Source organism: Cryobacterium sp. MLB-32 (genome assembly GCF_000738085.1).
Lineage (GTDB): Bacteria > Actinomycetota > Actinomycetes > Actinomycetales > Microbacteriaceae > Cryobacterium.
Map to the genome: position 1 here is coordinate 1 of NZ_JPRS01000002.1, position 24,443 is coordinate 24,443.

Consider the following 24,443-nt stretch of genomic DNA (forward strand, 5'->3'; position numbering starts at 1 on the left):
AAGGTAACACACAGCTTAATGGTTTACAACTGGGTATGCATCGCGATAAATGTGATTGCATCGCGAGAGGAGACCACACAATGGCTGACCGCAGTTTGCGTGGCATGAGATTGGGCGCACAGAGCCTTCAGAGTGAAGAGGGCGTTACCTTTTCCGCACGAGTAAGCCACACCTACCGGTGTGCGACCTGCTCGAAGGAAACGGTCATGATTTTTTCCGCCGACGCCGAGGCACCCGACGAGTGGGAATGCAAGTATTGCTCCCGAGTGGCCACACGCCTCGTCGATTCGACTCCGGTAATCGTCGATCACTCCGGCGAGAAAATCGCTCGGAGCCACTGGGACATGTTGCTGGAACGACGCACCCGTGCGGAACTGGAGGACCTCCTGCAGGAGCGTTTGACCGTTCTGCGTGAGCGACGTGGACAGCAGAAGATCGGAGCCTAACCCAGCGTTCACCCGCCGGGCATGACCGGCTGAAAAGGCTGATCTCCCAAGAGACGGTTTCGGTCTAGCTCCGAAACCGTCTTTTGCTGTACCGTTTTCCGCGGCCACTGCCGATGCACAACGCGAATCCAGCCAGTCCAAGGCCCGCAACCAGCCATTCGATTTCGCGTCCATAAGCCATGGCGGGGGTGATAGTCGAGCTCAGTGGCACGGTCTGCACCATCGCCCCCGGCACCCAGGTCGGCAAGCTGTCTACTGTTCTGCCGTCAGCCGTGATGATGGCGCTCGTACCCACGGTGGAGATATTGACGACGGTACGACCGGCTTCAATTGCGCGCAGGCGCGCAATTGCGAGCTGCTGCACGCTCTCGTCGGTGTGGCCGAAATCGGCGTTGTTGGTCTGACCGAGGATGATTTCGGCCTTATCGTCGATCATGTTGTGAATGAGCTGGTCGTCGGCGATATCGAAACAGATCGCGATGCCGGCGATCACCCCGTTGATGTCGAAGATGTTGTCACGGGTGCCGATACCGTAGTCCCGGCCGATCATGTCGATCAGATCAGGAGCGAACGGGCGCCAAAATGAACGATTGGGCATGTACTCCGCAAAAGGCACGGGGTGCACCTTGTCATAGATATCCACCGCCCCCTCCCCCGCTTTCCACAGCAAGGAACTGTTGTAATACGTTCCATCCTGCAACGTGATGGTGCCGACGAGGAGTGGGGCGCTCATCTCCCTGCTGATGTAGTCGAGCACCTTTGCCGCTTCCGGGTAACTCAGCGGGTTGATGTCACTCGCGTTTTCCGGCCACACAACGAAGTCCACCGGGTCCTGCTGGTTCTGCGAGATCAGCGGCAGGGTGGCGGAGGTCTGGTCACCCAGAATTTGCCCCGGAGTGTAGACGGCATTCAGTCCGGCATCGGACGCACCCTGCACGGCCGCCAGCCTGGTGGTTCCGCTCTGTACGATCGTGAACGCGGGAACGACAAGGAGTACGGCGACGGAAGCGACCGCGATCGTCGCTCGCGACAGGAGCCTGAGATCGGGCTCCCGCAGAAGCTGCACCCCGAGGGCGCTCAGCCAGACGATCAGAAAACTCAGGCCGGACATACCGACCCACGCCACCAAGTAACTGAACGGGCCCTCAGACTGAGACAGGGCCACCCGACCCCAGGCGAACCCGCCATAGGGCCAGACGGCCGAAATGGCCTCACGGGCTGTCCAGAGCCCCGCCACGACCACAGGAATCAGGCCGAGCCGCGACACGCGGGTGGGCCAGAGGCGCGGGCCGGTGCGCAGCACCACAGCGGTGAGGGATAGTCCAACGGCGAAGAAGATGCTCTGCAATCCGCCGAGCGCGATCCAGGGCACCGGACCGAGGTAGAGGGTGATCCAGGAGATGTGAATCAACCAGAAGGACAGTCCGGCCACGAGCCCCACGAGCAGTCCCGTCCACGGACCGCGGCCGAGCAGCGCCACGAGCATGAGCGCGACACCCACCGGGGCCAGCACCCACCAGTCCCGGTCGGGAAATCCTGCGTCGAGCACGGCACCGGCAAGTCCCGCGAGCAGAAGCGCGGCCCACACCGGAAGCACGAGCCTACGCTCGCCCGGCGCCGTCATCGCGGGCATTCAGGACACCGAGGAGTAGGCGACGATGCCCCGGCGAACGGAATCCATGGCCTGGCGGGCCGTGCGGCCAACCTGTCCGTCGGCGACAACCGACAGTTGGTCCAGCAGGTCGATGGTCTGCTTGGTCCAGCGCACGAAATCTCCCGCGGCCATCTCGGCCTCGAGCAGAACGTCGCCGAGGCTCGCGCCGCGGGCCCACTTCCACATGGCCAGGCTCAGGCCCACCGACAGCGGCTTGCTTCCCGGCAGCCGGTTGTCGCGCTCCAGGTCGTCGATGCGACTCCACAGGTCCGTGGTCTCGTCGAAGGCGGGTCGGAACGCACCCCGAGGCAGGTACCGGGCATCGAGCAGTCCCTCTTCGCGGCGAGGTTCGAAGACGAGAGCGCAGGCCATGGCGGCGAGGCTTGCGGCATCGAGATCGTTCCAGAGGCCGCGGCGCAGGGACTCCGCGACGAGCAGATCTCGCTCCGCGTAGATCCTGCGCAGCATGCGCCCACTCTCGCTGAGCTGCACCTGTCCGCTTTCATTCTCGGAGAGGTATCCGTAGCCGAGCAGAACGTCCGTGACGCGGTCGAAGACACGGGCGATGGCACCCGTGCGCGTGCTGATCTGGCGACTGAGCACATCCGTCTGCTGCGACAGGTTCCACCAGCGTTCGGCCCAGCGTGCGTGTTGCTCCCGCTCGGGGCAGTGATGGCACGCGTGCGAACGCATCGTCTTGCGCAAGTGCGCGATCTCACGCTGGCGGTTGTCCCGCTCCCCGCGGAGGGAATTGTCGCTCTTGGATGCCTCGCGCTCGCGGTCCGTGAGTCGGCGGCGGATGGTGGTGTACTCGGCGAAGTCGCCGAGGTGGCAGGTCATAGATTCCTGAAAACCCGCCAGGGATACCTCCTGCTGGCGCACCGTGCGGGCCAGGTCGACGACGGATCTGTCCGCCTGGAACTGGGCGAATGACGATTCCAGCACGGCGCGCGTGCGCTCGCGACCGAACTGGTCTATGAGATTGACGGCCATGTTGTACGTGGGCTTAAAACTCGAATTGAGCGGATACGTTCGCCGCGAAGCGAGTGAGGCGACCGCTTGCGGATCGAGTCCCTGCTGCCATTGGATCACCGAGTGCCCCAGGGTGTCGATCCCCCGCCGACCGGCGCGACCGGTGAGCTGGGTGTACTCCCCCGGCGTGATCGGAACACGCGCCTCGCCGTTGAATTTCTCCAACTTATCCAGAACGACCGTGCGCGCAGGCATATTAATGCCCAGGGCGAGGGTCTCGGTAGCGAAGACGGCCTTCACGAGCTTCTTTTGGAAGAGTTCTTCGACGACCTCCTTGAACGCGGGAAGAAGGCCGGCGTGGTGAGCAGCCACCCCGCGTTCGAGGCCGTCGAGCCATTCGAAGTATCCGAGCACGCCGAGGTCTTCGTCGAGCAGGGTTCGGCACCGCTCGTCGACGATGCTGCGGATCTCGTCGCGTTCGTGCTCCGTCGTGAGTCGCACGCCCGCGCGCAACACCTGGCGCACCGCCTGGTCGCAGCCGACCCTGCTGAAAATGAAGAAGATGGCCGGCAACAGGTGCTTGCCCTCGAGCATGCGCACGATTTCGGCGCGGTCCATGCGGCCGGCATCGGTCCGCGTCGGCACGAATGCGGGACGCTGCTGGTTGCGTCCGCGATAGTCGGACCGCCGGTCTTCACCGCTGCGCCCGCCGCCCCGCCCGGTCGAACGAGATCCGGCGTGGGAGAGACGCACGAGTTCCGGGTTGACCCGGTGGGTTCCGGCCAGCCCGGCGGCGTCGAAGAGATCGAGCATGTTGCTCTTGACCAGAACGTGCTGTTCCAGGGGAACCGGGCGTTCCTCGGAAACGATCACATCCGTCTCCCCGCGCACGGCCTGAAGCCAATCTCCGAATTCTTCGGCGTTGGACACCGTGGCGCTCAGCGACACCATGCGCACGGACTGCGGCAGGTGGATGATCACCTCTTCCCAGACGGCGCCGCGGAATCGGTCGGCCAAGTAGTGCACCTCGTCCATGACGACGAAAGCGAGGTTCTTGAGCAGACCGGAGTCGGCGTAGAGCATGTTTCGCAGCACCTCCGTCGTCATGACGACGATGCGGGCCTGGGCGTTCACGTTGGTGTCTCCCGTGAGAAGCCCGACCTGTTCGGCTCCGTATTCAGCGACGAACTCCTGAAACTTCTGATTGCTCAGCGCCTTCATCGGCGCCGTGTAGAAGACCTTCTTTGTGGGGTCCTGCATCGCCAGGAAAATGGCGAACTCGGCGACGATGGTCTTGCCGGCTCCGGTGGGGGCCGCGACGAGCACGCTGTTTCCGGCCTCGATGGAGGCGCAGGCTTCGATCTGGAAGGGATCCAGGTCGAAGCGTTGAGCGGTGCGGAATGCCTGAAGCACGGGTTGGGACACGCGCTTGCGTGACGCCGCGTAGCGCTCGGCCGGGGATTGGGTGTGGGTCACGGGGATCCTAAAGCGCCAGTTCCTGTTCGAGGGAACGAGCTCGTTTGGCGGCGCGGCGGTCATGCAGCCAGGCGACTCCATAGGCGGCGAAGTAAAGCACCACCATGGGAATGGCCAGCATGAACATCGAGACGACGTCGGCGGCCGGGGTGGCGATGGCGGTGAACAGAACAATGACGAGAATGGCTATGCGCCAGGACTTGATGATCGATTGTGCGCTGACCACCCCGGTGAAGTTCAACAGCACGATGAAGACGGGAAGCACGAACGCGATGCCGATCGCCAAAACGAGCTTGAGCACGAAGTCAAAATAGCTTTGCGCGTTAATCAGAGCAGCGTCCTGGGCCGGCGCAAAACTCGTCAGGAGTTCGACCACGTGGGGCAGCACAAACCATCCCGCGGCACAGCCGGCCAGGAAAAGAGGAATGGCCGAGAAGAAAAATCCGAACGTGTAGGCCTTTTCTTTGCGGGTCAGCCCCGGCACCAAAAAAGCAAAGATCTGGTACAGCCAAACCGGACTCGAGATGATGAGCCCGACGTAGAACGCGATCTTCAGCTTGAGATCGAACGCCGACGTCATATCCGGGTAATTGATCTGCGCGTTTCGCGACTGCGCCTCCATGATCTGCGTGATCGGTGCACGCAGTTGATCCAGCACAAAATCGGCCTGAAACCAGCCGATAACGGCACCGACCAGGATGCCGGCTGCTGCCAGAAAGAGACGCTTACGCAGCTCGATCAGGTGTTGACCGAGCGACATCTTTCCCTCTGTCGCCGCACCCCGGCGGCTCCGAACCGCCACTTTGTTAGGACTTGGCCGCTGGATCGACCGGACCGTCAGTCTTGGGCGTTTCGTCGCTGGGTTCGTCGCCCTTGTCGCCCTTGATTTCGGTCTTGAAGATCTTCATCGACTGGCCGAGGCTGCGCGCAAGACCCGGAAGCTTGGGTGCGCCAAAAAGGAGCAGAACGATGAAGAGGATGATCACCAGGTGCCATCCGCTGAATGCATTACCGAGCATGAGGTTTTGTCCTCTGAATCATTTGTGCGTGTGACAACAGTTTACCTTGGGTGATCAATTCATCGCGACGCACCTGCCGGCGGTGTCTGCGCTCGCTTGCTCGCAGCTCCACGGCAAATTTCAGCGCTGCCTGGTCGTGGAAGACCGCGGGCCGGAACGCCGGTTGCGTCGCGTCCGTCTGCCCGGTAACGGAGCCGACTGCCGCGAGTTGAGCAGCGAGTTCGTCCAACGCGTCCATGGTGCGCATAGCCTTGCGGAAGAGCACGAGACCCAGGCCCCCAACCGTGCCGAGCAGCACAGCGAGCATCACCCCCCAGACGATGAACCATGACCACCACGCCATGGATCAGTCCTCGTCGTACGGCGCCGCGCCGGCCGCCGCCCACTCGGCGACGACGCGACGCGCCTCAGGCGGCGAGACAACTGTCACGACCCCTGCGAGGCCCGCGACCAGTCGCTTGAGGGCGTGGTAGTGCGCCACGCGAAGGGTCGCACGCACGCGGTCCGCCGAGCCGGCAGCGTGAACCTGCTCTGGCCGGTAGTCCGCGATCAGCGTGAGCGCAGATTCCGGCAGTTCCAGCACAACCTCACGATCATCGAGGGACGGCTCGAAGAGCGTGTCGGGCAGCGGCACATCGCCGTTGCGCGCCCCTGCGGGTTCCGACGTGACGGTGAGTTCGCTGATGCGATCCAGGCGGAACGTTCGCACGGCCGTGCGGAGGTGGCACCAGCCGCGCAGGTACCAATCGCTATCCACCGATTCGATGCGCAGCGGGTCGACCCGTCGGCTCACCCGATCGCCACGGGAGTTCAGATAGTCGAATTCGATCTGCACGTTTGCCTGCACCGCGGCCTGGATCACACTGATCGTGGCGGAGGATTCCGTGCTCGACACGCGAAGTTGGCTCGGCGCAGCCGAGGCTCCCCGGGTGAGTTTCGCCATGAGCGATGCGATCCCGTCACGATCGGCATTCTCGGGCAACGCCGACAGGTACTGGAGCCCCGCGATCAACGCAGCCGCCTCCCGCGCTGAAAACCGCGGCGAATCGTCAATGGCGACCTGATGGGTCAGCACGATGCGGTCGTTCTCTTCGAACTCGTCCCAGTGAATGTCGAACAGGTCTCCGTGCAGGTATTGCCTCGTTTCACCGGGAATACCCGAGACGGCGATCAGCCGCACGGCAGACCGCACCTCTTCGGCGTTGACACCGAATCTCGTCGCGACGTCCGTGACGGCCACGTTGTCGTGGTCGATCAGGTACGGCACGAGCGCGAGGAGAAAAGTGAGTTTGTCCGCGGCAAGTCGCGGGGTCCTGGCGCTCACGAGTTATCCGCGTGAGCGTTGTGAACCACGGTGAGCCGCTCTCGGACTGCCGTGCGCAGGGCAGACGGCGACACGACGAAGACCTCCGGGCCGAACCCGGCCAGTTCATCGGCCAGAATGTTGAGATCGGTGTAGTGAAGGCTCACCGCCGTTCCGGCGTCCGACTCCAGAGCCGTCTCCGGCGCGCTTCGCTTGCCCAGCCGCACCTCCGCGTCGCTGCCGCGTACGACGGAAATGACCGCGACCTGCCTCATCCACAGCTGAGCCAGCCCGTCGAGTGCGTCCTGGGCTGCGTCCACGGCATCTCGCTCAAACGTGGCATTCGGGACGGTCACAACCGGCCCAACGATGCGGGAGAGCAGAAAGGTTCGCGGCGCGGCCGCGGCTTGATCGGTGGCGAAGAGGTGCCAGCGACCTTCGTGCAGAACGATCGCCCGCGGCGCGACCCGACGGCGATGGGATTCCGTCTCCCCCGGTTTCAGGTAGGCAAACGACACGACCAGCCCGCGGTCCATGGCCTTGTTCAGGGGCTCGAAGGATGCCTCGCGAGACCGGAGCAGCGGGGCATAGCCCAGGACCGGATCACGGGAGTCGATGCCGAGGGAGTTGAGTTTGGTGAGCGCGCGCCGAGAATCAGCAGAGAGAGAGCCTTCGCGCCAGACCGTTGCCGCCAGTTTCAGCAACATGATGTCGTCGGGAGAAAAAACAACATCGGCGGGAAGGTCATAGAGGCCCTTCGGGATGCGGTATCGAAGGTTGTGGTTGCTGCCGGGGTCGTCGGGAGGCTCGATCACGTCGAGGGGTATGCCGAGTTCCCGAATATCGTCCTTGTCCCGTTCGAACTGTCGCTCCAGGCTGGCGTTGTTTCCGCTCGCGGAGTAGCGCTGGCGATATCCCTGTACCGTGGCGAGGATCTCCCCCTTCGTCAGCCCGATCTCCGTGGCGACCAGCGCCAGCACGAGGCTGAAGAGTCGCTCCTCAACGGTCACAGCGCGGGGCACTGAATTCGATTCTGGTGCGGGTTCGGCGAGGGAATCATCAGAAAGGGGCGGCACGTGTGCGATTCTATCGCGCACGTGCCGCCCCTCGTGATTCAGGTGACTCCGGCTCAGTTCACGCCGAGAATGTCGACGACGAACACCAGAGTGGAGTTGGCGGGAATCGGACCGGAGACCTGATCACCGTAGGCCTGGTCGGGAGGAATGACGGCAACGATCTGGGACCCGACCGTCTGGCCGATCAGGGCCTCCGCAAAGCCGGGGATAACTCCGCCCTGCGTCTTCGAGCCGTCGGCCGCCAGGAATTCTGCCGGTACTCCCGTGGTCCACGTCGAATCAAACGCCGTCTTTTCGCCCCACACCACACCGGAGTACGCGACCGTAACGGGCTCGCCCTCTTTCACCGTTGCTCCGGTTCCCTTTTTGAGGACACCGACCTGCAGCTCGGTTGGCGGAGTGGCCGAGGGAACGGTGATCCCGGGCGTGCCATCCTCGGCCAGGACGACGGCGGGCAGTCCGTTCTCGGCGGGCTGCGCGGCGCCGTTGGCGCGGGTGAGATAGGACTTGACGACGTCGATGACGAACACGATCGTATCGGTCGCCGCGATCCCCAGGTCGGCACTGCCGCCCTGGGGGCCGAAGGCGTCATCGGGCGAGACGACAACGGCAAGACGCGAGCCCACCTGGGCGCATTCGAGGGCATTCGACAGTCCCGCGATGGTCTGATCGCTGATGACGATGCCCGACTGCGTCGATCCGTCGTACGCCGATTCCTGGAGGGTTTCTCCGGTCGTCCCGTTGTAGACGCTGAGATCGACCTTTACTTTTTGGCCCTTGACGACCGGCTGACCGGTGCCAGGAATAATCTCGGCCAGCTGCGACGTCTCGGTCTTCAGCGGAGTCGGAAAGTCCACTGCCGGTGTGGCACCGAAATCCCCGGTCACGGAGACGAGTTCCGACGCGGGGCCCGCTTGCAGGGGCGGCGTGCAATCGGCGGCGTTGGAGCCGGAGTGCTGCAGGCCGTCAATGACGCTACGACGAGTCCTGCGGTCAGAATCAGCGCGGATGCTTTGCGCACAAGTCCTCTTTCTCAGTTGGGGGTGCCGCCCTCGGGCGGCAGGGAAATGCCGGGTCGGCGGGCAGAAGGTTATTCTACCGGGGGCTCAAGGTCGCGCGCTTTGGAGAGGCCCGCACTCGTGCTCGCAGCTCTGGCGCGCTTGCGCATGCTCTTCGAGCTGACGTTTCGTTCTCCGAGCGCGCCCGGGGTCCACGCCTCGACATCCGCGTCCTCGAAGTCAGTCTTCGATGGGCGACGCTTCAGCTCGGGCAGAATCGTGTCCGGGGCCAAACGACGGGCGGTGATGAGGAATCCGGTGTGCCCGATCATTCGGTGGTCGGGACGAACAGCGAGACCCTCCACATGCCATCCTCGGATCATTGTCTCGTTGGAATCCGGGTTCGTGTAGAGGCCCGTTCCGCGGATGGCCTCGGCCACGCGCGAGAGTTGGGTCACGGTCGCGACGTAGCAGAGCACGACTCCCCCGGGCTTGAGCGCATCGGAGACGACGCCGAGGCATTCCCAGGGGGCGAGCATGTCGAGGACGACACGGTCGACGCTGTGCGCCGGCATGACATCAGGAAGAGTCTCCGCGAGATCGCCGAGCGTGATGCTCCAGTTGTCCGGGTCGGAACCGAGGAACGTCGCCACGTTGTCCCGCGCGACGTCGGCGAACTCTTCGCGGCGCTCGAAGGACGCCAGGCGTCCGCTGGACCCGATGGCGCGCAGCAGCCAGAGCGACAGCGCGCCGGATCCGACACCGGCCTCGACGACGGTCGCCCCGGGAAAGATGTCCGCCTGGGCCAGGATCTGTGCGGCGTCCTTCGGGTAGATGATGGCCGCGCCGCGCGGCATCGACATGACGAAATCACTCAACAGCGGCCGCAGGGCCAGGTGCTCCACGCCGACGTTGTTGGTCACGACCGACCCATCGGGCTGCCCGATGATGTCATCGTGCGCCAGGATCCCGCGGTGCGTGTGAAACCCCTGACCCGGGATCAGGGCGATGGTGTTCATCCGACCCTTGGGCCCCGTGAGTTGCACGCGGTCGCCCGGTCGGAACGGGCCGCTGTTCTGCGGGACCTGGCTCTGGTTGACGGAACTGGTGCCGGTATTGCTCATGTGACTACTGCATTCTCGTGGTGATGGGCCCGACGACGGAAGGCTGTGCCGGGTCGGGAAGAAAATCGGGGAGGAGTTCGAGCTCCACGTGGGCCAACCGTTCGCGGTAGAGCGCCGTCACGTGGTCGATCGTGCGTCCGTCGAGAGTGGACCAGCGCGTATAAGCCGCACTCTCCGGCAAATCGATCTGGTGCGGAACGGCTATCGTGATCGTTCCCGCCGCTACGGCGCTGGCGACCCCCGGGGTGGAATCTTCAATCGCGATGCAGTGCGTCGGGTCGACCCCGAGGGTGGCGGCCGCGGTGAGGTACGGTTCGGGGTGCGGTTTGCTGTTGGCGACCATGTCGCCCGCGACGATGAGGTCAAAAGCCGGGAAATCTATGAGTTCAACGATCTGACGCGCCATGCGCTTCACCGACATGGTGACAAGGGCGGTCGGAATCCCCGCGTCCTTGAGCTCGGCCAACAGCTCGCGGGAGCCCGGACGCCACGGAACCCCGTGCTCGGCCAGTTGTTCCTGCACGCGGTCGGTCAGCCACTGCACGATCGCGTCGGCGTCCATGTCGACGCCTCGCGCCTGAAGTATGCTCGCCGAATTCCAGAGACCGGATCCCACGAGCAGCATGCAGTCGTCGTGCGTCCACACGCCGCCGTACGATGCGACGAGCTCGGTTTCCGCGCGCATCCAGTACGGCTCGGTGTCGACGAGGGTGCCGTCCATGTCCCAGAGAACGGCGGCTGGCAGGGGGGATTCTTTCTGGAACACATTCACGGAGTCCAAGTGTAGGGGGCACGGCCTATCCTTGACTGAAGGTGCGCCGAACGGAGCACTCCGAGATCGAGGTTTTGCACGGTGACAGACGGTAATGGGTTTCTAGGCGGACGACTGTTGGTCGTTGCGTTTGAGGGATGGAACGACGCGGGGGAAGCCGCGACAGGGGCCGTTCGCGCGCTGAAAGAATTGCTCGACGTACGAGAGCTCATGACCGTCGACCCCGAAGTATATTTTGACTACCAATTCAATCGGCCCACGATTTCCACCAACGAGGACGGCCGGCGCGTCATCGAATGGCCGAGCGCGACGATGTACGGGCCGACCACGCCGGGAGCCGTCAGCGTGCCCCTCGCGGAGGATGCCGAACTGCGCGTCAGCGGAACCAATGCCGCCAACATCTATCTTCTCCTCGGCACCGAGCCGTCACGAAGTTGGAAGAGCTTCGCGGCAGAGATTTTCGACGCGGCTCTTGCCGCAGACGTGACCGGAGTGGTTTTTCTCGGCGCCATGCTGGCAGACGTTCCACACACTCGTCCGATTTCCATCTTCGTGTCGAGCGACAATGCGGTCGTGCGCGGGGAGCTGCAGATTGAGCGCAGCACGTATGAGGGCCCCGTCGGGATCCTCAGCATTCTCTCGGAGGCCTCAGAAAACGCCGGGATTCCCACCCTCTCGATCTGGGCATCCGTGCCCCACTACGTGCACAATGCGCCGTCGCCGAAGGCCATGCTGGCCCTGATCGACAAGCTCGAAGAAGTCATCGATGTGGTCATCCCCCGCGGGAACCTCGTCACCGAAGCGGCGGAATGGGAGACCGGCATCGACACTCTGGCGGCGGAGGATGACGAGATGGCCGCCTACATCGCGCAGCTTGAGCAGGCGCGAGACACGGTCGACTCGCCGGAGGCCAGTGGCGAGGCGATTGCGCAGGAGTTCGAGAAGTACCTGCGCAAACGTGGAGATGGCCGTGACGGCCGCGGTGACGGCCGTTCAGGCCCCGACGGCAGATCCGGCCCCGACGGCTCCCGCCAATAAAGCCGATCCCGCGCCACTCTCGGGTCGGTCAGGACCTGCACGCGGTGATTACGCCCGTGAGGCCTGCCCCAGTTCTTCTGCCACCAGGAAGGCCAGCTCGAGGGACTGCATGTGGTTGAGACGTGGGTCGCACAAGGATTCGTAGCGCGTCGCGAGGGCGGCCTCGTCGATGTGCTCCGATCCGCCGAGACACTCGGTCACGTCGTCGCCCGTCAGTTCGACGTGGATCCCGCCCGGGTGGGTCCCGACAGCGCGGTGCGCCTCGAAGAACCCCTTGACCTCGTCCACGACGTCGTCGAAGCGACGAGTCTTGTATCCGGTCGGCGTGGTCACTCCGTTGCCGTGCATCGGATCGGTGACCCACAACGGCGTTGCATCGCTCGCCTTGATCGCTTCGAGAAGAGGGGGCAGCGCATCCCGGATCTTACCGGCGCCCATGCGGGTGATGAACGTGAGGCGTCCGGGTTCGCGGTTGGGGTCGAGTTTGTCCACGAGGCGCAGCATGTCGTCGGCCGAGGTACTCGGGCCGAGCTTGACACCGATCGGGTTCCGCACGCGAGACAGGAAGTCGACGTGCGCGCCGTCGAGGTCGCGTGTTCGTTCCCCGATCCAGATGAAGTGTGCAGACGTGTTGAACGGCGTGCCGGTCCGGGAATCGATGCGTGTCATAGGGCGCTCGTAATCCATGAGCAGGCCCTCGTGGCTGGTGTAGAACTCGGTACGCTTCAGGGCCTCAAAATCTGCACCGCAGGCGATCATGAACTTGATGGCACGATCGATCTCCTGGGCGAGCTTCTCGTAACGCTGATTCGCCGGGTTGGCAGCGAAGCCCTGGTTCCAGCTGTGTACCTGACGCAGATCGGCAAATCCACCCTGAGTGAACGCCCGAATGAGATTGAGCGTCGAGGCCGCCGTGTGGTAGCCCTTCACGAGACGGGCAGGGTCGGCCTCACGCGATTCAGGAGTGAAGTCGTAGCCATTCACAATGTCGCCACGGTAGGCAGGCAACGTGACGTCCCCGCGCGTCTCGAAGTCGCTCGAGCGCGGCTTGGCAAACTGGCCCGCCATGCGGCCCATCTTGATAACCGGCATGGACGCACCGTACGTCAGGACAACGGCCATCTGCAGAACAGTCTTGACGCGATTGCGGATCTGGTCGGCTGTAGCGCCACTGAACGTCTCGGCGCAGTCCCCGCCCTGGAGCAGGAACGCGTGGCCACTGGCGGCCTCGGCCAGGCGGTCTCGCAGGATGTCAACCTCACCGGCAAAGACGAGCGGGGGCTGGGTGGCCAATTCGGCTGAGGCGGCCGCGACAACGTCGGCATCCGGCCACGCCGGCTGCTGCTTGATAGGCAGCGTGCGCCAGTGATCCAGCCCGGCGACTACAGATGCATCGGCCAATACGACTGGTTCGGTGGGGTCTACCACGTGATAGTTCCTGTTTTCTGTGTACGGCGCACACGCGTGTGCGCCTCAATGGTGCGGTGCCCGCAAGGGAACGCGGCCCTCAGCGGGCAAACGCGGTAGTCGCAGCCTATCGCGAAAGGTTCGCGCGCTTTTCTTTCACGCTCGTGGCGTACACGTCGACGTACTCTTGAGTGCTCAATCGCTGGAGCTCGTACATGAGCTCATCTGTGACCGATCGCAGCACGAATCGGTCACCTTCCATGCCCGTGAAGCGGGTGAAATCGAGTGGCGTGCCGATGACGATTCCGATCCGACGGACCTTGGGTATGCGCGTTCCCGTCGGCATCGCTTTTTCGGTATCAATCATGGCAACAGGGATTACCGGCACACCAGATTCCAACACCATGCGAGCAACACCTGTGCGACCGCGGTACATCCGCGCGTCGGGGCTGCGAGTCCCTTCCGGATAGATTCCCAGCACGCCCCCGGCGCCGAGAACGCGCAGGCCCGTGTTGAGGGAATCTTCAGACGCTTTGCCGCCGGAGCGGTCAATCGGCAGCTGCCCGGTGGCCTTGAAGAACTGCCGAGTCGCCCATCCTTTCAGGCCCGTGCCGGTGAAGTACTCGCTCTTCGCCAGAAAGACCACGCGTCGCGACACCACGAGGGGGAGAAAGATCGAATCGATGAAAGACAGGTGGTTACTCGCGAGGATAACTCCGCCGTCCTTCGGGATGTTCTCCAGCCCCACGACCCAGGGGCGAAAGATGCCCAGCAACAGGGGGCCCACCACAATGTTCTTCATAAACCAGTAGAACATTGCATGATCTCCATTCGACTCAAAAAACTTACGTCACCACCGCGTGGCGTGTGCCCCAGTGAAACGGAAAGCCGCCGCTAGTGTCCGGCTGCCGCGATACGTGCAAGATCAGCGGCACCGACAACCCCGGCATCGTTGACGAGCTGCGCAATAGCGAAGGCCGCTTCGGGATGATAACCCCGCGCCGGCAGGTGTTCGAGGTACGCCGCGCGGATCGGCTCAAGTAAAAGATCGCCAGCGATGGACACGCCTCCGCCGAAGACAAAGACCTGAGGGTCAAGAACCGCGCCCAAGCTCGCACATGCTTGCCCCAACGATCCTCCCAGCCGCCGGAGTGCCGCCAGGGCTCCCCCATCACCGTCTTGAATGAGGCGGCCGACCTCCTTGCCGGTGAGCTTGCCCTTGCGTTCCCGGGCCGCGGCGAGGCCTCTGCCGATCACGCCTTCATCAGCGATTTCGTTCGCAATGCGCAGCAGCGCACGCCCAGAACCGTATTGTTCAAGACATCCATAGGACCCGCACCCACACGTGAGTCCGTTGGGAACGACGCGCATGTGCCCCAACTCTGCACCGGCGCCAAATCCCCCGCGGAAAAGGGAACCGTTGGCGACGATCGCGCCGCCGACCCCGGTGCCGATTGTCAGCGTGACCATGTCGGAATACGAGCGACCGGCGCCGAATCGAAATTCCGCCCAGCCCGCGGCGTTCGCGTCGTTTTCAATGATGATCGGCAGGTCAACCCGCGCCTCGAGTTTCTCTCGAAATGGCTCGTTGCGCCAGTTGATGTTCGGCGCGTAATAAACAGTGGATTGCGCGGCGTCGATGAATCCGGCGGCCGCGACACCGACGCCGATAACCTTCTCCCCGCCGCCCAGGGCTTCGATCATGGCAACGACGGCATCTTCAATTTCCCGGGGGTCGCCGGCGTTGGTGGGCTGCCGTTCAGACCTGACGATGACACCCTCCTCGTCCACGAGTGCTCCGGCAATCTTCGTGCCGCCGATATCGATTCCAATGGCGTGCACGGGAGCACCTTTCGTGAGTGGCTCTGAGTTCAGGGCGTGACGGACGGCGTGCGCGCCGACCTGACAGGGCAACACCACACCACATAGAGTGTAGTTAACCAGCTTGCCGTAGGGCGAAGCACCAGATCACCACCGTCATTTCCTGGTTGTGAGGTTGCCCGCCCTAACCGGTACCAAAGGAGCTACCGTGAAACAATTTGACGTCCCAGCCGTTGTACCCGCAGACCCCGGGGCCAATGTCACCGATCTTCTCGTGAAGCGCCTCGAGGCGACCCCTGACCTCGTTTTGTTCTCGTTACCGAGCTCAGGCGGATGGGTTCCGGTCACCGTCGCCGAGTTCCACGGCCAGGTGGTTGCGCTGGCAAAGGGTTTGGTCGCCGCCGGCATCGAGCCCGGCGACAAGATCGGGCTGGTCTGCAAGACGCGCTACGAGTGGACGCTCATCGACTTCGCCACCTGGTTTGCCGGGGCCGTACTTGTTCCCGTTTACGACACCAGCTCACCCAGCCAGGTGCAGTGGAACCTCAGTGATTCCGGGGCGACGACGGTGATCCTGGAAACAGCGGAGCACTTCGCCCGGTTCGACGAGGTGCACGCCGACCTCCCGGCGATCGGTCAGGTCTGGCAAATTGATCTCGGGGATCTCGACAAGATCATCGCCGGCGGGATCGCCGTTCCCGACGCGGAGATCGAGCGACGTCGCAATCTCGCGGTCGGAGCAGACATGGCGACCCTGATCTACACATCGGGATCCACCGGCAAGCCCAAGGGTTGCGTGCTTACCCATGCCAATTTCCTCGAGACCAGCCGCAACGCTGCCGTTGCCCTGAAAGAAGTTCTCACGGATCCGAATGGCGCATCCACCCTGCTGTTCATTACGACGGCGCATATTTTCGCGCGGTTCATCGCTGTTCTGTGCGTCCACGCCGGCGTCCGCGTCGGGCACCAGCCCGACACACGGCAACTCCTGCCGTCCTTGGGCAGCTTCAAGCCCACGTTCCTGTTGGCCGTGCCTCGGGTCTTTGAGAAGGTGTACAACTCCGCGGGCCAGAAGGCCGAAGCCGGAGGCAAGGGCAAGATCTTCAAGGCAGCCGTGGCAACCGCCGTGGCACACTCCAAAGCTGTTCAGGCCGGCGAACAGATTCCCCTCGGGATGAAAATCAAGTTTGCTCTCTTCGATCGCCTCGTCTACAGCAAGCTGCGCACGGCCATGGGCGGCAACGTGCGGTACGCCGTCTCGGGTTCCGCACCACTCGGCGCGCATCTCGGGCATTTCTTTCACAGCCTCGGAATCGTCATCCTCGAGGGCTATGGCCTGACGGAGACGACGGCGCCCGCGACCGTGAGCCTCGCTACCCGCGCCAAGATCGGCACCGTCGGCCCGCCGCTTCCAGGTGTCTCCGTGCGCGTCATGGATGACGGTGAAATCCAGGTCAAGGGTGTCAATGTCTTCACGGAGTATTGGAACAACCCGCAGGCAACCGCGGACACCTTCGACGACGGTTGGTTGAAGACCGGCGACATCGGTGCATTCGACGACGACGGATTCCTCACCATCACCGGCCGCAAAAAGGAAATCATCGTGACCGCCGGTGGCAAGAACGTGGCGCCTGCCGCGCTCGAAGACCCCATTCGTTCGAACCCCCTGATCGGCCAAGTCATCGTGGTCGGTGACCAGAAGCCGTTCATCGGCGCCCTCATCACGCTGGACCCTGACATGCTTCCCGTGTGGCTCAACAACAACAACGCGGATGCAGGCATGAGCGTTCAGGAGGCGGCCGTCGATCCGGTCGTGCTCGCCGAGATCCAGCGTGCCGTCGACCGCGCCAACGACACCGTGAGCCGCGCCGAGTCCATCCGTAAGTTCGTGGTGCTGCCCCTTGAACTCACCGAGGAAAGTGGGCACCTGACACCGAAGATGAGCATCAAGCGCAACATCATCCTGCAGGACTTCGCTGAGGAGATCGACCGCCTGTACGCCGGCGCTCCGGTCACGGAGGGGTTCTCCATCCGCGACTAGCGCGTGGCCGTTGGTCGAGGCGCCCGTCTAATTCCGTTGGTCGAGGCGCCCGTCTAATTCCGTTGGTCGAGGCGCCCGTCTAATTCCGTTGGTCGAGGCGCGACGAAGGAGCGATCGAGACCGCGCGAGTCGATGCTCAGACGGCGCCTGCCATCCGAGGAATGTCTCGCGAGGTCTCGATCGCTCGTACCTCGCGCCTCGACCAACGAGGGGGATGTCTCGCACCTCGACCGGCGAGAGGTGCGACACGCCTCGATGGGTGGGTGGGGAGCGCTAGAACCAGTCGGACTCGCGGACTTCCTTCATGGCGGCCCGCCGATTCTCCTTGGTGAGCCGATCGAGATAGAGCAAGCCCTCCAGGTGGTCGGTTTCATGCTGGAGGGCCTGAGCCATCAGACCTGTTCCGGAGAGTTCCACGGTCTCACCCTCGAGATTGATCCCGACCGCTTTGGCGTACGGGAACCGTTCCGTGGGGTACCACAGACCGGGAACCGACAGGCATCCCTCCTCGATCAATTCGGGTTCTCCCGAGAGCTCAACCAGGGTCGGGTTGAGGATGTAGCCGACCTCGCCGTCCACGTGATAGCTGAAGGCGCGAAGGTTGACGCCGATCTGCGACGCGGCGACGCCTGCGCGGCCGGGAAGGCGAACGCTGTCCACAAGGTCCTGGACGAGACTGCGTACCCGGTCGTCGATGACCAGGATCGGGTCTGAGACGGTCTTGAGGACCGGGTCTCCGAAAAGACGAATCTGGCGCTCGGGCACAGGAGAACTCCCACTTGTAATGTCGGTGATGGAACAAAAACGAACGGTCAGGCGTGTCGCTTGGTCGGCAGTCCTTCGACCACGAGGGCTGCGAGGGTGCGTGCCGCGAGACGAGTGATGGGCTGAAGGTCGGCGTACGACACGACGCTGCCCGCCGCCAGCTGCGGATCGTACGGAATGCGCACGATCTCACGCACGCGAGACCGGAAGTGCGATTCGATTTCCTCCAGCCTTACCAGGTTCGTGCCCTGAGTGGCGGTATTCAGGGCGACAATGGCGTTCTTGACCAGATCGCCGTATCCGTTGGCTTCCAACCAGGTGAGAGTTTCCGAAGCCAGCCGAGCCTCATCGACGCTGCCACCCGACACGATGACGATGGAATCGGCGCGTCGCAGGGTCGCCCGCATCACGGAGTGGACGATTCCGGTTCCACAGTCGGTCAGGGCGATCGAGTAGTACCGCGCCGCCAGATCCGCGACAACGTTGTAGTCGTCTTCGTCGAATGCCTCGGATAGCATCGGGTCGGTATCGGATGCGAGGATGTCGAGCCGAGTCTCGTCCCGGGAAACCAGCGTAGAGAAGTCGGTGAAATTGCCGATGGACGGCGCCTTCGTGACCGCATCACGAACGGTTGTGCTCGTTTGTTGACTGACTCGCTCTGACAGGGTTCCCCGGTCGGGATTCGCATCGATGGCGATGACCCGATCGTCTCGAGAATCTGCGAGTGCCATCCCCAGCAGGGTCGTCACGGTCGTTTTGCCGACGCCACCTTTGCGCGTGAGGATCGGAACAAAACGAGTACCCCCGTCGAAGTGCTTGCGGATGCGCTCGTCCATGTCGGACCGGGCACGCACCGCTGCAGAGTCTCCCAGATTGACCAGATGCAGTGTCGCCGCGTAGACGAATTCATTCCACGCACCGCGCGGTGGCCGGCGGGTCTTGCGGTTGACAGCGAGGAGCCGCTCGGACGTGAGCATGGCGGCAGACTCCGGCTGACCCACATATGATTTGTCGGACGCGTCACCTGCCGGGAGTTCACCCCGAGGCCTGTCCCGTCGAATGCCACCCGGTGCGTCCGCGCGAGTCCGCGGCAAAGTCACAGCCCCATTTGCAACGGCCCCCGCCGCACTAACGGGCCGCGCTATCGCGGTCGTATCGACTGCGACGGTGTGTGTTGCCAGACGCGACGAACCACGCGTGTCCGAGGAGAGCGCCCGGCGTGGTGTCGGTACGACATCCACGGCCTCGCTCAGACCCTCAGGAAGCACGGACGCGAGGTTCTGGACCGTGTGGGGGGCCAACTCGCTGTGGTACTCCGACTGGTTCGTCTCGGAGTCGCTCTGAGACGAACCCGAAAGTTCCGTGTCGTCCACATCATCATGCTTGTCTGGCAAAACTGCACTCAATTCCTCGTAGGTTGCGGCACTGAAGCCTAGCGCGGCCGCACGACGACGAGGAGGTCCCCGGCGTCGACCTGCTGAGTCTTCGGAATAGCGACACGCTCAATGAAACCGGCGATCGGGGACGTAATGGCCGCCTCCATCTTCATGGCCTCTATGCTCGCCACGCTCTGGCCTGCGGTGACCTCCGCACCATCTTCGACCTGCAGGGTCACGACGCCGGAGAAGGGAGCCGCGATCTGGCCGGGCTGGTTGGCATCCGCTTTCTCGGCCACCCGCGCGTCGACCGTGATACTGCGATCCCGAACGAACACGGGACGCAGCTGACCGTTGAGCATGGTCATAACGGTGCGGATGCCCTTGTCATCGGCCTCGCCGATTGCTTCGAGCCCAATGTAGAGTCGCACGCCCTGGGCAATATCGACCGCGTGCTCCTGGCCCTGCTGGAGGCCGTAGAGGTAGTCCACGGTGTCGATGACGGACAGATCGCCGAACAGTTCGCGAATCTGCTCGAACTGTCGCGTGGGCGCGGGAAAGAGCAGCTGGTTAAGCATGGCTCGCCGGGTCGTACTGTCCATGTTCAAGGCCGTGCGCTCGGCTTCAGAGATCTCCGTGACCCCGACCTTGACGTTGCGTCCCTTGAGGACCTTGCTTCGGAAGGGTTCCGGCCAGCCACCGGGGAGGTCGCCCAGCTCACCGGCCATGAAACCGATCACGGAGTCAGGCACGTCGTACTTGTCCGGGTTCTGCTCAAAGTCAGCAGGGTCTGCCTTGACCGCAGCGAGGTACAGGGCTAGGTCGCCGACAACCTTCGAGGAGGGGGTCACCTTCGGCACGCGGCCGAGAATGTTATTGGCCGCCGCGTACATGTCTTCGATCAGCTCAAAGTGGTCTGCGAGGCCCAGCGCGACGGCCTGCGTGCGCAGGTTCGACAGCTGGCCACCCGGTATCTCGTGCGTGTACACGCGCCCGGTAGGAGCCGACAGGCCGGATTCGAACGGACGATAGACGTTGCGAACGGCCTCCCAATACGGCTCGAGGTCCGTCACGCTCTTGAGCTCGATGCCGGTATCGCGCTCAGTGTGGGCGAGGGCGGCCACGAGAGAGGATGCGGAGGGCTGGCTCGTCGTGCCCGCCATCGGGGCACTGGCAACGTCGACGGCATCCGCACCGGCGCGCGCGGCCGCCAGGAGCGTCGCGAGTTGTCCACCCGGGGTGTCGTGCGTGTGCACGTGCACCGGCAGGTCGAAACGCTCCCGAAATGCGCTGACGAGCTTCTCGGCCGCGGCCGGACGCAACAGTCCGGCCATGTCCTTGATCGCGAGCACGTGCGCGCCCGACTCCACAATCTGGTCCGCGAGGCGAAGGTAATAATCGAGCGTGTAGAGGTCTTCGGCCGGGTTCAGCAGGTCACCGGTATAGCAGACGGCGACCTCGGCCACCGAGGTACCCGTGTTGAGTACCGCGTCGATCGCCGGACGCATCTGCGCGACGTCGTTGAGCGCGTCGAAGATGCGGAAGATGTCCACGCCGGTATCGGCGGCTTCGCGCACGAAAGCGTCGGTCACCTCCGTTGGATAGGGGGTGTATCCGACCGTGTTACGACCGCGCAGCAGCATCTGAATGTTGATGTTCGGCAGCGCAGCCCGCAGGGATGCAAGACGTTCCCACGGGTCCTCACCGAGGAAACGGAGGGCGACATCGTACGTCGCACCTCCCCAGGCCTCCACGGAGAGCAGCTGGGGAGTGAGCCGTGCGACATAGGGGGCGACGGCCACGAGGTCTTTCGTGCGCACACGAGTCGCGAGCAGCGACTGGTGCGCGTCCCGGAAGGTCGTGTCGGTCACGGCCAGAGCGGTCTGTGCGCGCAGGGCAGCCGCGAACTTCACCGGCCCGAGCAACTGCAACTGCTGACGAGACCCATTCGGCGCAGGAACGCTGAGGTCCAGGACGGGAAGTTTCTCGGTCGGGCTCACCGACGTGACCATAGCGCCATGGGGCTGGTTCACTGTGACATCGGCGAGCCAGTTCACGATCTTCGTACCACGGTCCTTCGACGCCATGGTGCGCAGCAGTTCGGGCCGTTCGTCGATGAACGAGGTGCTCAGGTCCCCCGCCGCGAAATCAGGGTCGTCAAGGACTGCCTGCAGGAACGAAATATTGGTGGAGACGCCGCGGATACGGAACTCTGCCAGCGCGCGCTTCGACCGCACAACAGCGGAGGCGTAGTCGCGGCCACGACAGGTGAGCTTGGCGAGCATCGAATCAAAGTGAGGGCTGATCTGCGTTCCGGGGTTGATCGTTCCGCCGTCAAGACGAATGCCGGCACCTCCGGGCGAACGGTATGTCGTAATTTTGCCGGTGTCGGGGCGGAAACCCGCCGAGGGGTCTTCGGTGGTGATGCGGCACTGCAACGCGGCACCGCGCAGAGTGATCTTGTCCTGGGTGAGCGAGAGTTGCTCGAGGGTCTCCCCCGCGGCGATGCGAATCTGCGACTGCACGAGATCAACATCCGTCACCTCCTCGGTGACAGTGTGCTCCACCTGAATGCGCGGGTTCATCTCGATGAACACGTGCTGCCCGGCTCGCTCACCGACAGTGTCGAGCAGGAATTCCACTGTTCCGGCGTTCACGTAGCCGATGGACCGAGCGAACTTGATGGCATCCGCATACAGCTTGACGCGGATCTCGTCGCTCAGGTTAGGCGCTGGGGCAATCTCGACAACCTTCTGGTGGCGACGCTGCACCGAGCAGTCGCGCTCAAAAAGGTGCACGGTCTCACCCGTGTGATCGGCAAGAATCTGCACCTCGATGTGGCGGGGCCGCAGCACGGCCGCCTCCAGGAACATCGTCGGGTCACCGAAAGCGCTGTTCGCCTCGCGCATGGCCTCCTCGAGGGAGCCCCGCAGCTCGGCCTTGGACTCGACGCGTCGCATTCCACGCCCGCCACCGCCAGCGACTGCTTTGGCAAAAATGGGGAAGCCGATTGCATCGGCCTGACTGATCAGAAGTTCGACGTCTTTCGAGGGCGGTGTCGATTTCAGGACCGGGACCCCTGCCGCAATGGCGTGGTTCTTGGCGGTGACCTTGTTGCCGGCCATTTCCAGTACGTCGGCGCCCGGGCCGATGAATGTGATTCCGTTCGCGGCAGCGGCCTCGGCCAGTTCCGGGTTCTCGGAAAGAAAACCGTATCCCGGGTAAATGGCGTCAGCGCCACATTCCCGGGCCACGCGAATGATCTCGCTCACGTCCAGATACGCACGCACGGGGTGGCCGACCTCGCCGATCTGATACGCCTCATCGGCTTTCAGGCGGTGCAGGGAGTTGCGATCCTCAAAAGGGAACACCGCGACGGTCTTCGCTCCGAGCTCAACGGCCGCACGCATGGCACGGATTGCGATCTCACCACGGTTGGCAACAAGGATTTTCGTAAACATGCAGACCTTTCGAACGCATACCGGCATACAGCCAACGGTTAGGTTCTCCCAGACTAGTGAAGGTAACGTGTCTACTTGTGCATGTACTCAGCGTTAGCTCCCTCAAGGGAGGTGTAGGTAAGACCACGGTGACCCTTGGTCTTGCTTCTGCAGCCTTCGCCCGCGGTGTGCGAACACTGGTGGTTGATCTCGATCCGCAATCGGATGTGTCGACGGGAATGGACATTGACGTCGCCGGTCACCTGAACGTGGCGGATGTCCTCGCCTCGCCCAAGGAGAAGACCGTTCGCGCCGCGATTGCCCCCAGTGGGTGGACCCGCGGCCGACAGGGCACGATTGACGTCATGATCGGCAGCCCCTCGGCCATCAACTTTGACGGCCCGCACCCGAGCATTCGTGAGATCTGGAAGCTCGAAGAGGCCCTCTCGACAGTCGAGAAAGATTATGACCTCGTACTCATCGATTGCGCCCCCTCCCTCAACGCCCTGACACGCACGGCCTGGGCCGCGAGCGACCGTGTCGCTGTCGTCACCGAGCCGGGTCTGTTTTCCGTGGCAGCCGCCGACCGGGCGCTGCGCGCGATCGAGGAAATCCGACGCGGCCTCAGCCCGCGCCTGCAGCCCCTCGGCATCATCGTGAACAGGCACGTACGGCGTCGCTGGAGCACCAGTTTCGAATCAAGGAGCTGCGCGACATGTTCGGTCCGCTCGTGCTGAGCCCCCAGCTGCCCGAACGCACGTCTCTGCAGCAGGCTCAGGGCGCCGCGAAGCCCCTGCACATCTGGCCGGGCGACAGCGCACAGGAAATGGCGAGATACTTCGACCAGTTGCTCGAGCGGGTTTTGCGGACGGCACGTATTGGTGAGTATGCGGAGACGCCGGCGAGTCGGTAGTCGTGCGTGCGTCGAGAAACGCGTAACAGGCTCCTCACCTCAGACAATGAAAATTCTCAGGCAGCCCCCGAAAGGTACACTCGGGGCTGCCTGAGAATCTTTATAACTGGATACCCCGCCCGTCAGGCGGTCCTCGGTAGTTTCTGAGGTTGGGCCTGTGCCCTCGTGACGATGGGGTGGGGAACCGGGGCGCGGCTAGGAGATTTTGCGGGACGAACGACGAGCCGCGAGCTCATCGGACGGATCAGCTTCCTGCAGGTTGAGCTCGACGAGGCTCGTCTCGACCTCGCGCAGTACCTTGCCAACGGCGATGCCGAAGACACCCTGGCCACGGCTGACGAGGTCGATGACCTCATCGTTTGACGTGCACAAGTAGACACTCGCTCCGTCGCTCATGAGCGTGGTCTGGGCCAGGTCGCTGACCCCTGATTCTCGCAGCTGGTTGACGGCCGTTCGAATTTGCTGGAGCGAGATTCCGGTGTCGAGCAGACGCTTGACGAGTTTGAGCACGAGGATATCTCGGAAGCCATAGAGGCGCTGAGATCCTGACCCGGCAGCCCCGCGCACAGTCGGCTCGACGAGGCCGGTACGTGCCCAGTAGTCGAGCTGGCGGTACGTGATTCCGGCAGCCCGTGCCGCCACAGCGCCGCGATAGCCGGAATTCTCATCGAGTTCGGGCAGTCCGTCGGTGAACAGCAGTCCCTGTGAATAGCGCGAGGCGACGTCATCGGGTTTGAGCTCACTCATACGACTGCCTCTCAGGAATTCTTCGCGATGAAGTTTTGATCGCTGTCGTTAACGG

General features: G+C 63.4%; 20 protein-coding genes and 1 pseudogene. 4 read left to right on the plus strand and 17 right to left on the minus strand.

The window, feature by feature from the left end; all coding sequences use genetic code 11:
- Positions 1-80 precede the first annotated feature (80 nt).
- Positions 81-446 carry an RNA polymerase-binding protein RbpA gene (locus tag JF66_RS00080; RefSeq protein WP_035873693.1) on the plus strand — a complete coding sequence of 122 codons (366 nt, stop codon included), beginning with the start codon at positions 81-83 and terminating at the stop codon, positions 444-446.
- Positions 447-510: 64 nt separating this feature from the next.
- Here the strand turns inward: JF66_RS00080 and lnt are convergent, their stop codons facing one another.
- The 10 genes from lnt to JF66_RS00130 all read right to left on the minus strand — a co-directional run bounded on the left by lnt (position 511) and on the right by JF66_RS00130 (position 10,840).
- The gene (gene lnt / locus JF66_RS00085) at positions 511-2,079 is read right to left on the minus strand and encodes an apolipoprotein N-acyltransferase (protein WP_231556232.1); all 1,569 of its coding nucleotides are present in this window, start codon (positions 2,077-2,079) and stop codon (positions 511-513) included.
- Positions 2,080-4,548 carry an RNA helicase gene (locus JF66_RS00090; protein WP_035873696.1) on the minus strand — a complete coding sequence of 823 codons (2,469 nt, stop codon included), beginning with the start codon at positions 4,546-4,548 and terminating at the stop codon, positions 2,080-2,082.
- A gap of 7 nt (positions 4,549-4,555) precedes the next feature.
- Positions 4,556-5,308, minus strand: a complete 753-nt coding sequence (tatC, locus tag JF66_RS00095; protein WP_035873697.1) for a twin-arginine translocase subunit TatC — start codon at positions 5,306-5,308, stop codon at positions 4,556-4,558.
- A gap of 46 nt (positions 5,309-5,354) precedes the next feature.
- On the minus strand, positions 5,355-5,567 hold the full coding sequence (gene tatA, locus JF66_RS00100; RefSeq protein ID WP_035873698.1) for a twin-arginine translocase TatA/TatE family subunit: 213 nt from the start codon (positions 5,565-5,567) through the stop codon (positions 5,355-5,357).
- The gene (locus JF66_RS00105; RefSeq protein ID WP_035873700.1) at positions 5,557-5,910 is read right to left on the minus strand and encodes a hypothetical protein; all 354 of its coding nucleotides are present in this window, start codon (positions 5,908-5,910) and stop codon (positions 5,557-5,559) included. The genes tatA and JF66_RS00105 overlap by 11 nt, the downstream gene beginning before the upstream one ends.
- Positions 5,911-5,913: 3 nt before the next feature.
- Positions 5,914-6,891, minus strand: coding sequence for a YafY family protein (locus JF66_RS00110; RefSeq protein ID WP_035873701.1), 978 nt, complete (start codon positions 6,889-6,891; stop codon positions 5,914-5,916).
- Entirely contained in the window at positions 6,888-7,946 is a 1,059-nt protein-coding gene (locus JF66_RS00115; protein WP_051972919.1) for a YafY family protein, read from the minus strand. The genes JF66_RS00110 and JF66_RS00115 overlap by 4 nt, the downstream gene beginning before the upstream one ends.
- A gap of 53 nt (positions 7,947-7,999) precedes the next feature.
- Positions 8,000-8,833 carry an FKBP-type peptidyl-prolyl cis-trans isomerase gene (locus JF66_RS00120; RefSeq protein WP_051972920.1) on the minus strand — a complete coding sequence of 278 codons (834 nt, stop codon included), beginning with the start codon at positions 8,831-8,833 and terminating at the stop codon, positions 8,000-8,002.
- Positions 8,834-9,036: 203 nt separating this feature from the next.
- Positions 9,037-10,068 carry a tRNA (adenine-N1)-methyltransferase gene (locus JF66_RS00125; protein WP_035873705.1) on the minus strand — a complete coding sequence of 344 codons (1,032 nt, stop codon included), beginning with the start codon at positions 10,066-10,068 and terminating at the stop codon, positions 9,037-9,039.
- Positions 10,069-10,072: 4 nt separating this feature from the next.
- Entirely contained in the window at positions 10,073-10,840 is a 768-nt protein-coding gene (locus tag JF66_RS00130; RefSeq protein WP_255351494.1) for an HAD family phosphatase, read from the minus strand.
- Positions 10,841-10,921: 81 nt separating this feature from the next.
- Between JF66_RS00130 and JF66_RS00135 the strand changes: the two genes are divergently transcribed.
- Positions 10,922-11,878, plus strand: coding sequence for a proteasome assembly chaperone family protein (locus JF66_RS00135; protein ID WP_035873707.1), 957 nt, complete (start codon positions 10,922-10,924; stop codon positions 11,876-11,878).
- A 48-nt stretch (positions 11,879-11,926) separates the two neighbouring features.
- Here the strand turns inward: JF66_RS00135 and JF66_RS00140 are convergent, their stop codons facing one another.
- The 3 genes from JF66_RS00140 to JF66_RS00150 form a co-directional block, all read right to left on the minus strand.
- Complete coding sequence (locus JF66_RS00140; RefSeq protein WP_051972921.1) at positions 11,927-13,306, minus strand: class II 3-deoxy-7-phosphoheptulonate synthase; 1,380 nt, start codon at positions 13,304-13,306, stop codon at positions 11,927-11,929.
- 106 nt (positions 13,307-13,412) lie between these two features.
- Positions 13,413-14,102 carry a 1-acyl-sn-glycerol-3-phosphate acyltransferase gene (locus JF66_RS00145; protein ID WP_035873711.1) on the minus strand — a complete coding sequence of 230 codons (690 nt, stop codon included), beginning with the start codon at positions 14,100-14,102 and terminating at the stop codon, positions 13,413-13,415.
- 77 nt (positions 14,103-14,179) lie between these two features.
- Positions 14,180-15,127: an ROK family glucokinase gene (locus JF66_RS00150; RefSeq protein WP_035873714.1), complete on the minus strand. Its 948-nt coding sequence runs from the start codon at positions 15,125-15,127 to the stop codon at positions 14,180-14,182.
- 187 nt (positions 15,128-15,314) lie between these two features.
- Between JF66_RS00150 and JF66_RS00155 the strand changes: the two genes are divergently transcribed.
- Complete coding sequence (locus JF66_RS00155) at positions 15,315-17,147, plus strand: long-chain fatty acid--CoA ligase (RefSeq protein ID WP_035873715.1); 1,833 nt, start codon at positions 15,315-15,317, stop codon at positions 17,145-17,147.
- A 273-nt stretch (positions 17,148-17,420) separates the two neighbouring features.
- Here the strand turns inward: JF66_RS00155 and def are convergent, their stop codons facing one another.
- The 3 genes from def to JF66_RS00170 all read right to left on the minus strand — a co-directional run bounded on the left by def (position 17,421) and on the right by JF66_RS00170 (position 22,749).
- Positions 17,421-17,912, minus strand: coding sequence for a peptide deformylase (gene def, locus JF66_RS00160; protein WP_035873718.1), 492 nt, complete (start codon positions 17,910-17,912; stop codon positions 17,421-17,423).
- Between the two features lie 47 nt (positions 17,913-17,959).
- Positions 17,960-18,889: a MinD/ParA family protein gene (locus JF66_RS00165; RefSeq protein WP_231556233.1), complete on the minus strand. Its 930-nt coding sequence runs from the start codon at positions 18,887-18,889 to the stop codon at positions 17,960-17,962.
- 455 nt (positions 18,890-19,344) lie between these two features.
- Complete coding sequence (locus tag JF66_RS00170; protein WP_035873721.1) at positions 19,345-22,749, minus strand: pyruvate carboxylase; 3,405 nt, start codon at positions 22,747-22,749, stop codon at positions 19,345-19,347.
- Between the two features lie 77 nt (positions 22,750-22,826).
- On the opposite strand from JF66_RS00170, the pseudogene JF66_RS00175 reads away from it, so the two are divergent.
- A pseudogene (locus JF66_RS00175) lies at positions 22,827-23,641 on the plus strand (ParA family protein).
- A gap of 195 nt (positions 23,642-23,836) precedes the next feature.
- On the opposite strand, the gene JF66_RS00180 reads toward JF66_RS00175, so the two are convergent.
- Positions 23,837-24,388, minus strand: a complete 552-nt coding sequence (locus JF66_RS00180) for a MerR family transcriptional regulator (RefSeq protein ID WP_035873723.1) — start codon at positions 24,386-24,388, stop codon at positions 23,837-23,839.
- Between the last annotated feature and the right edge of the window lie 55 nt (positions 24,389-24,443).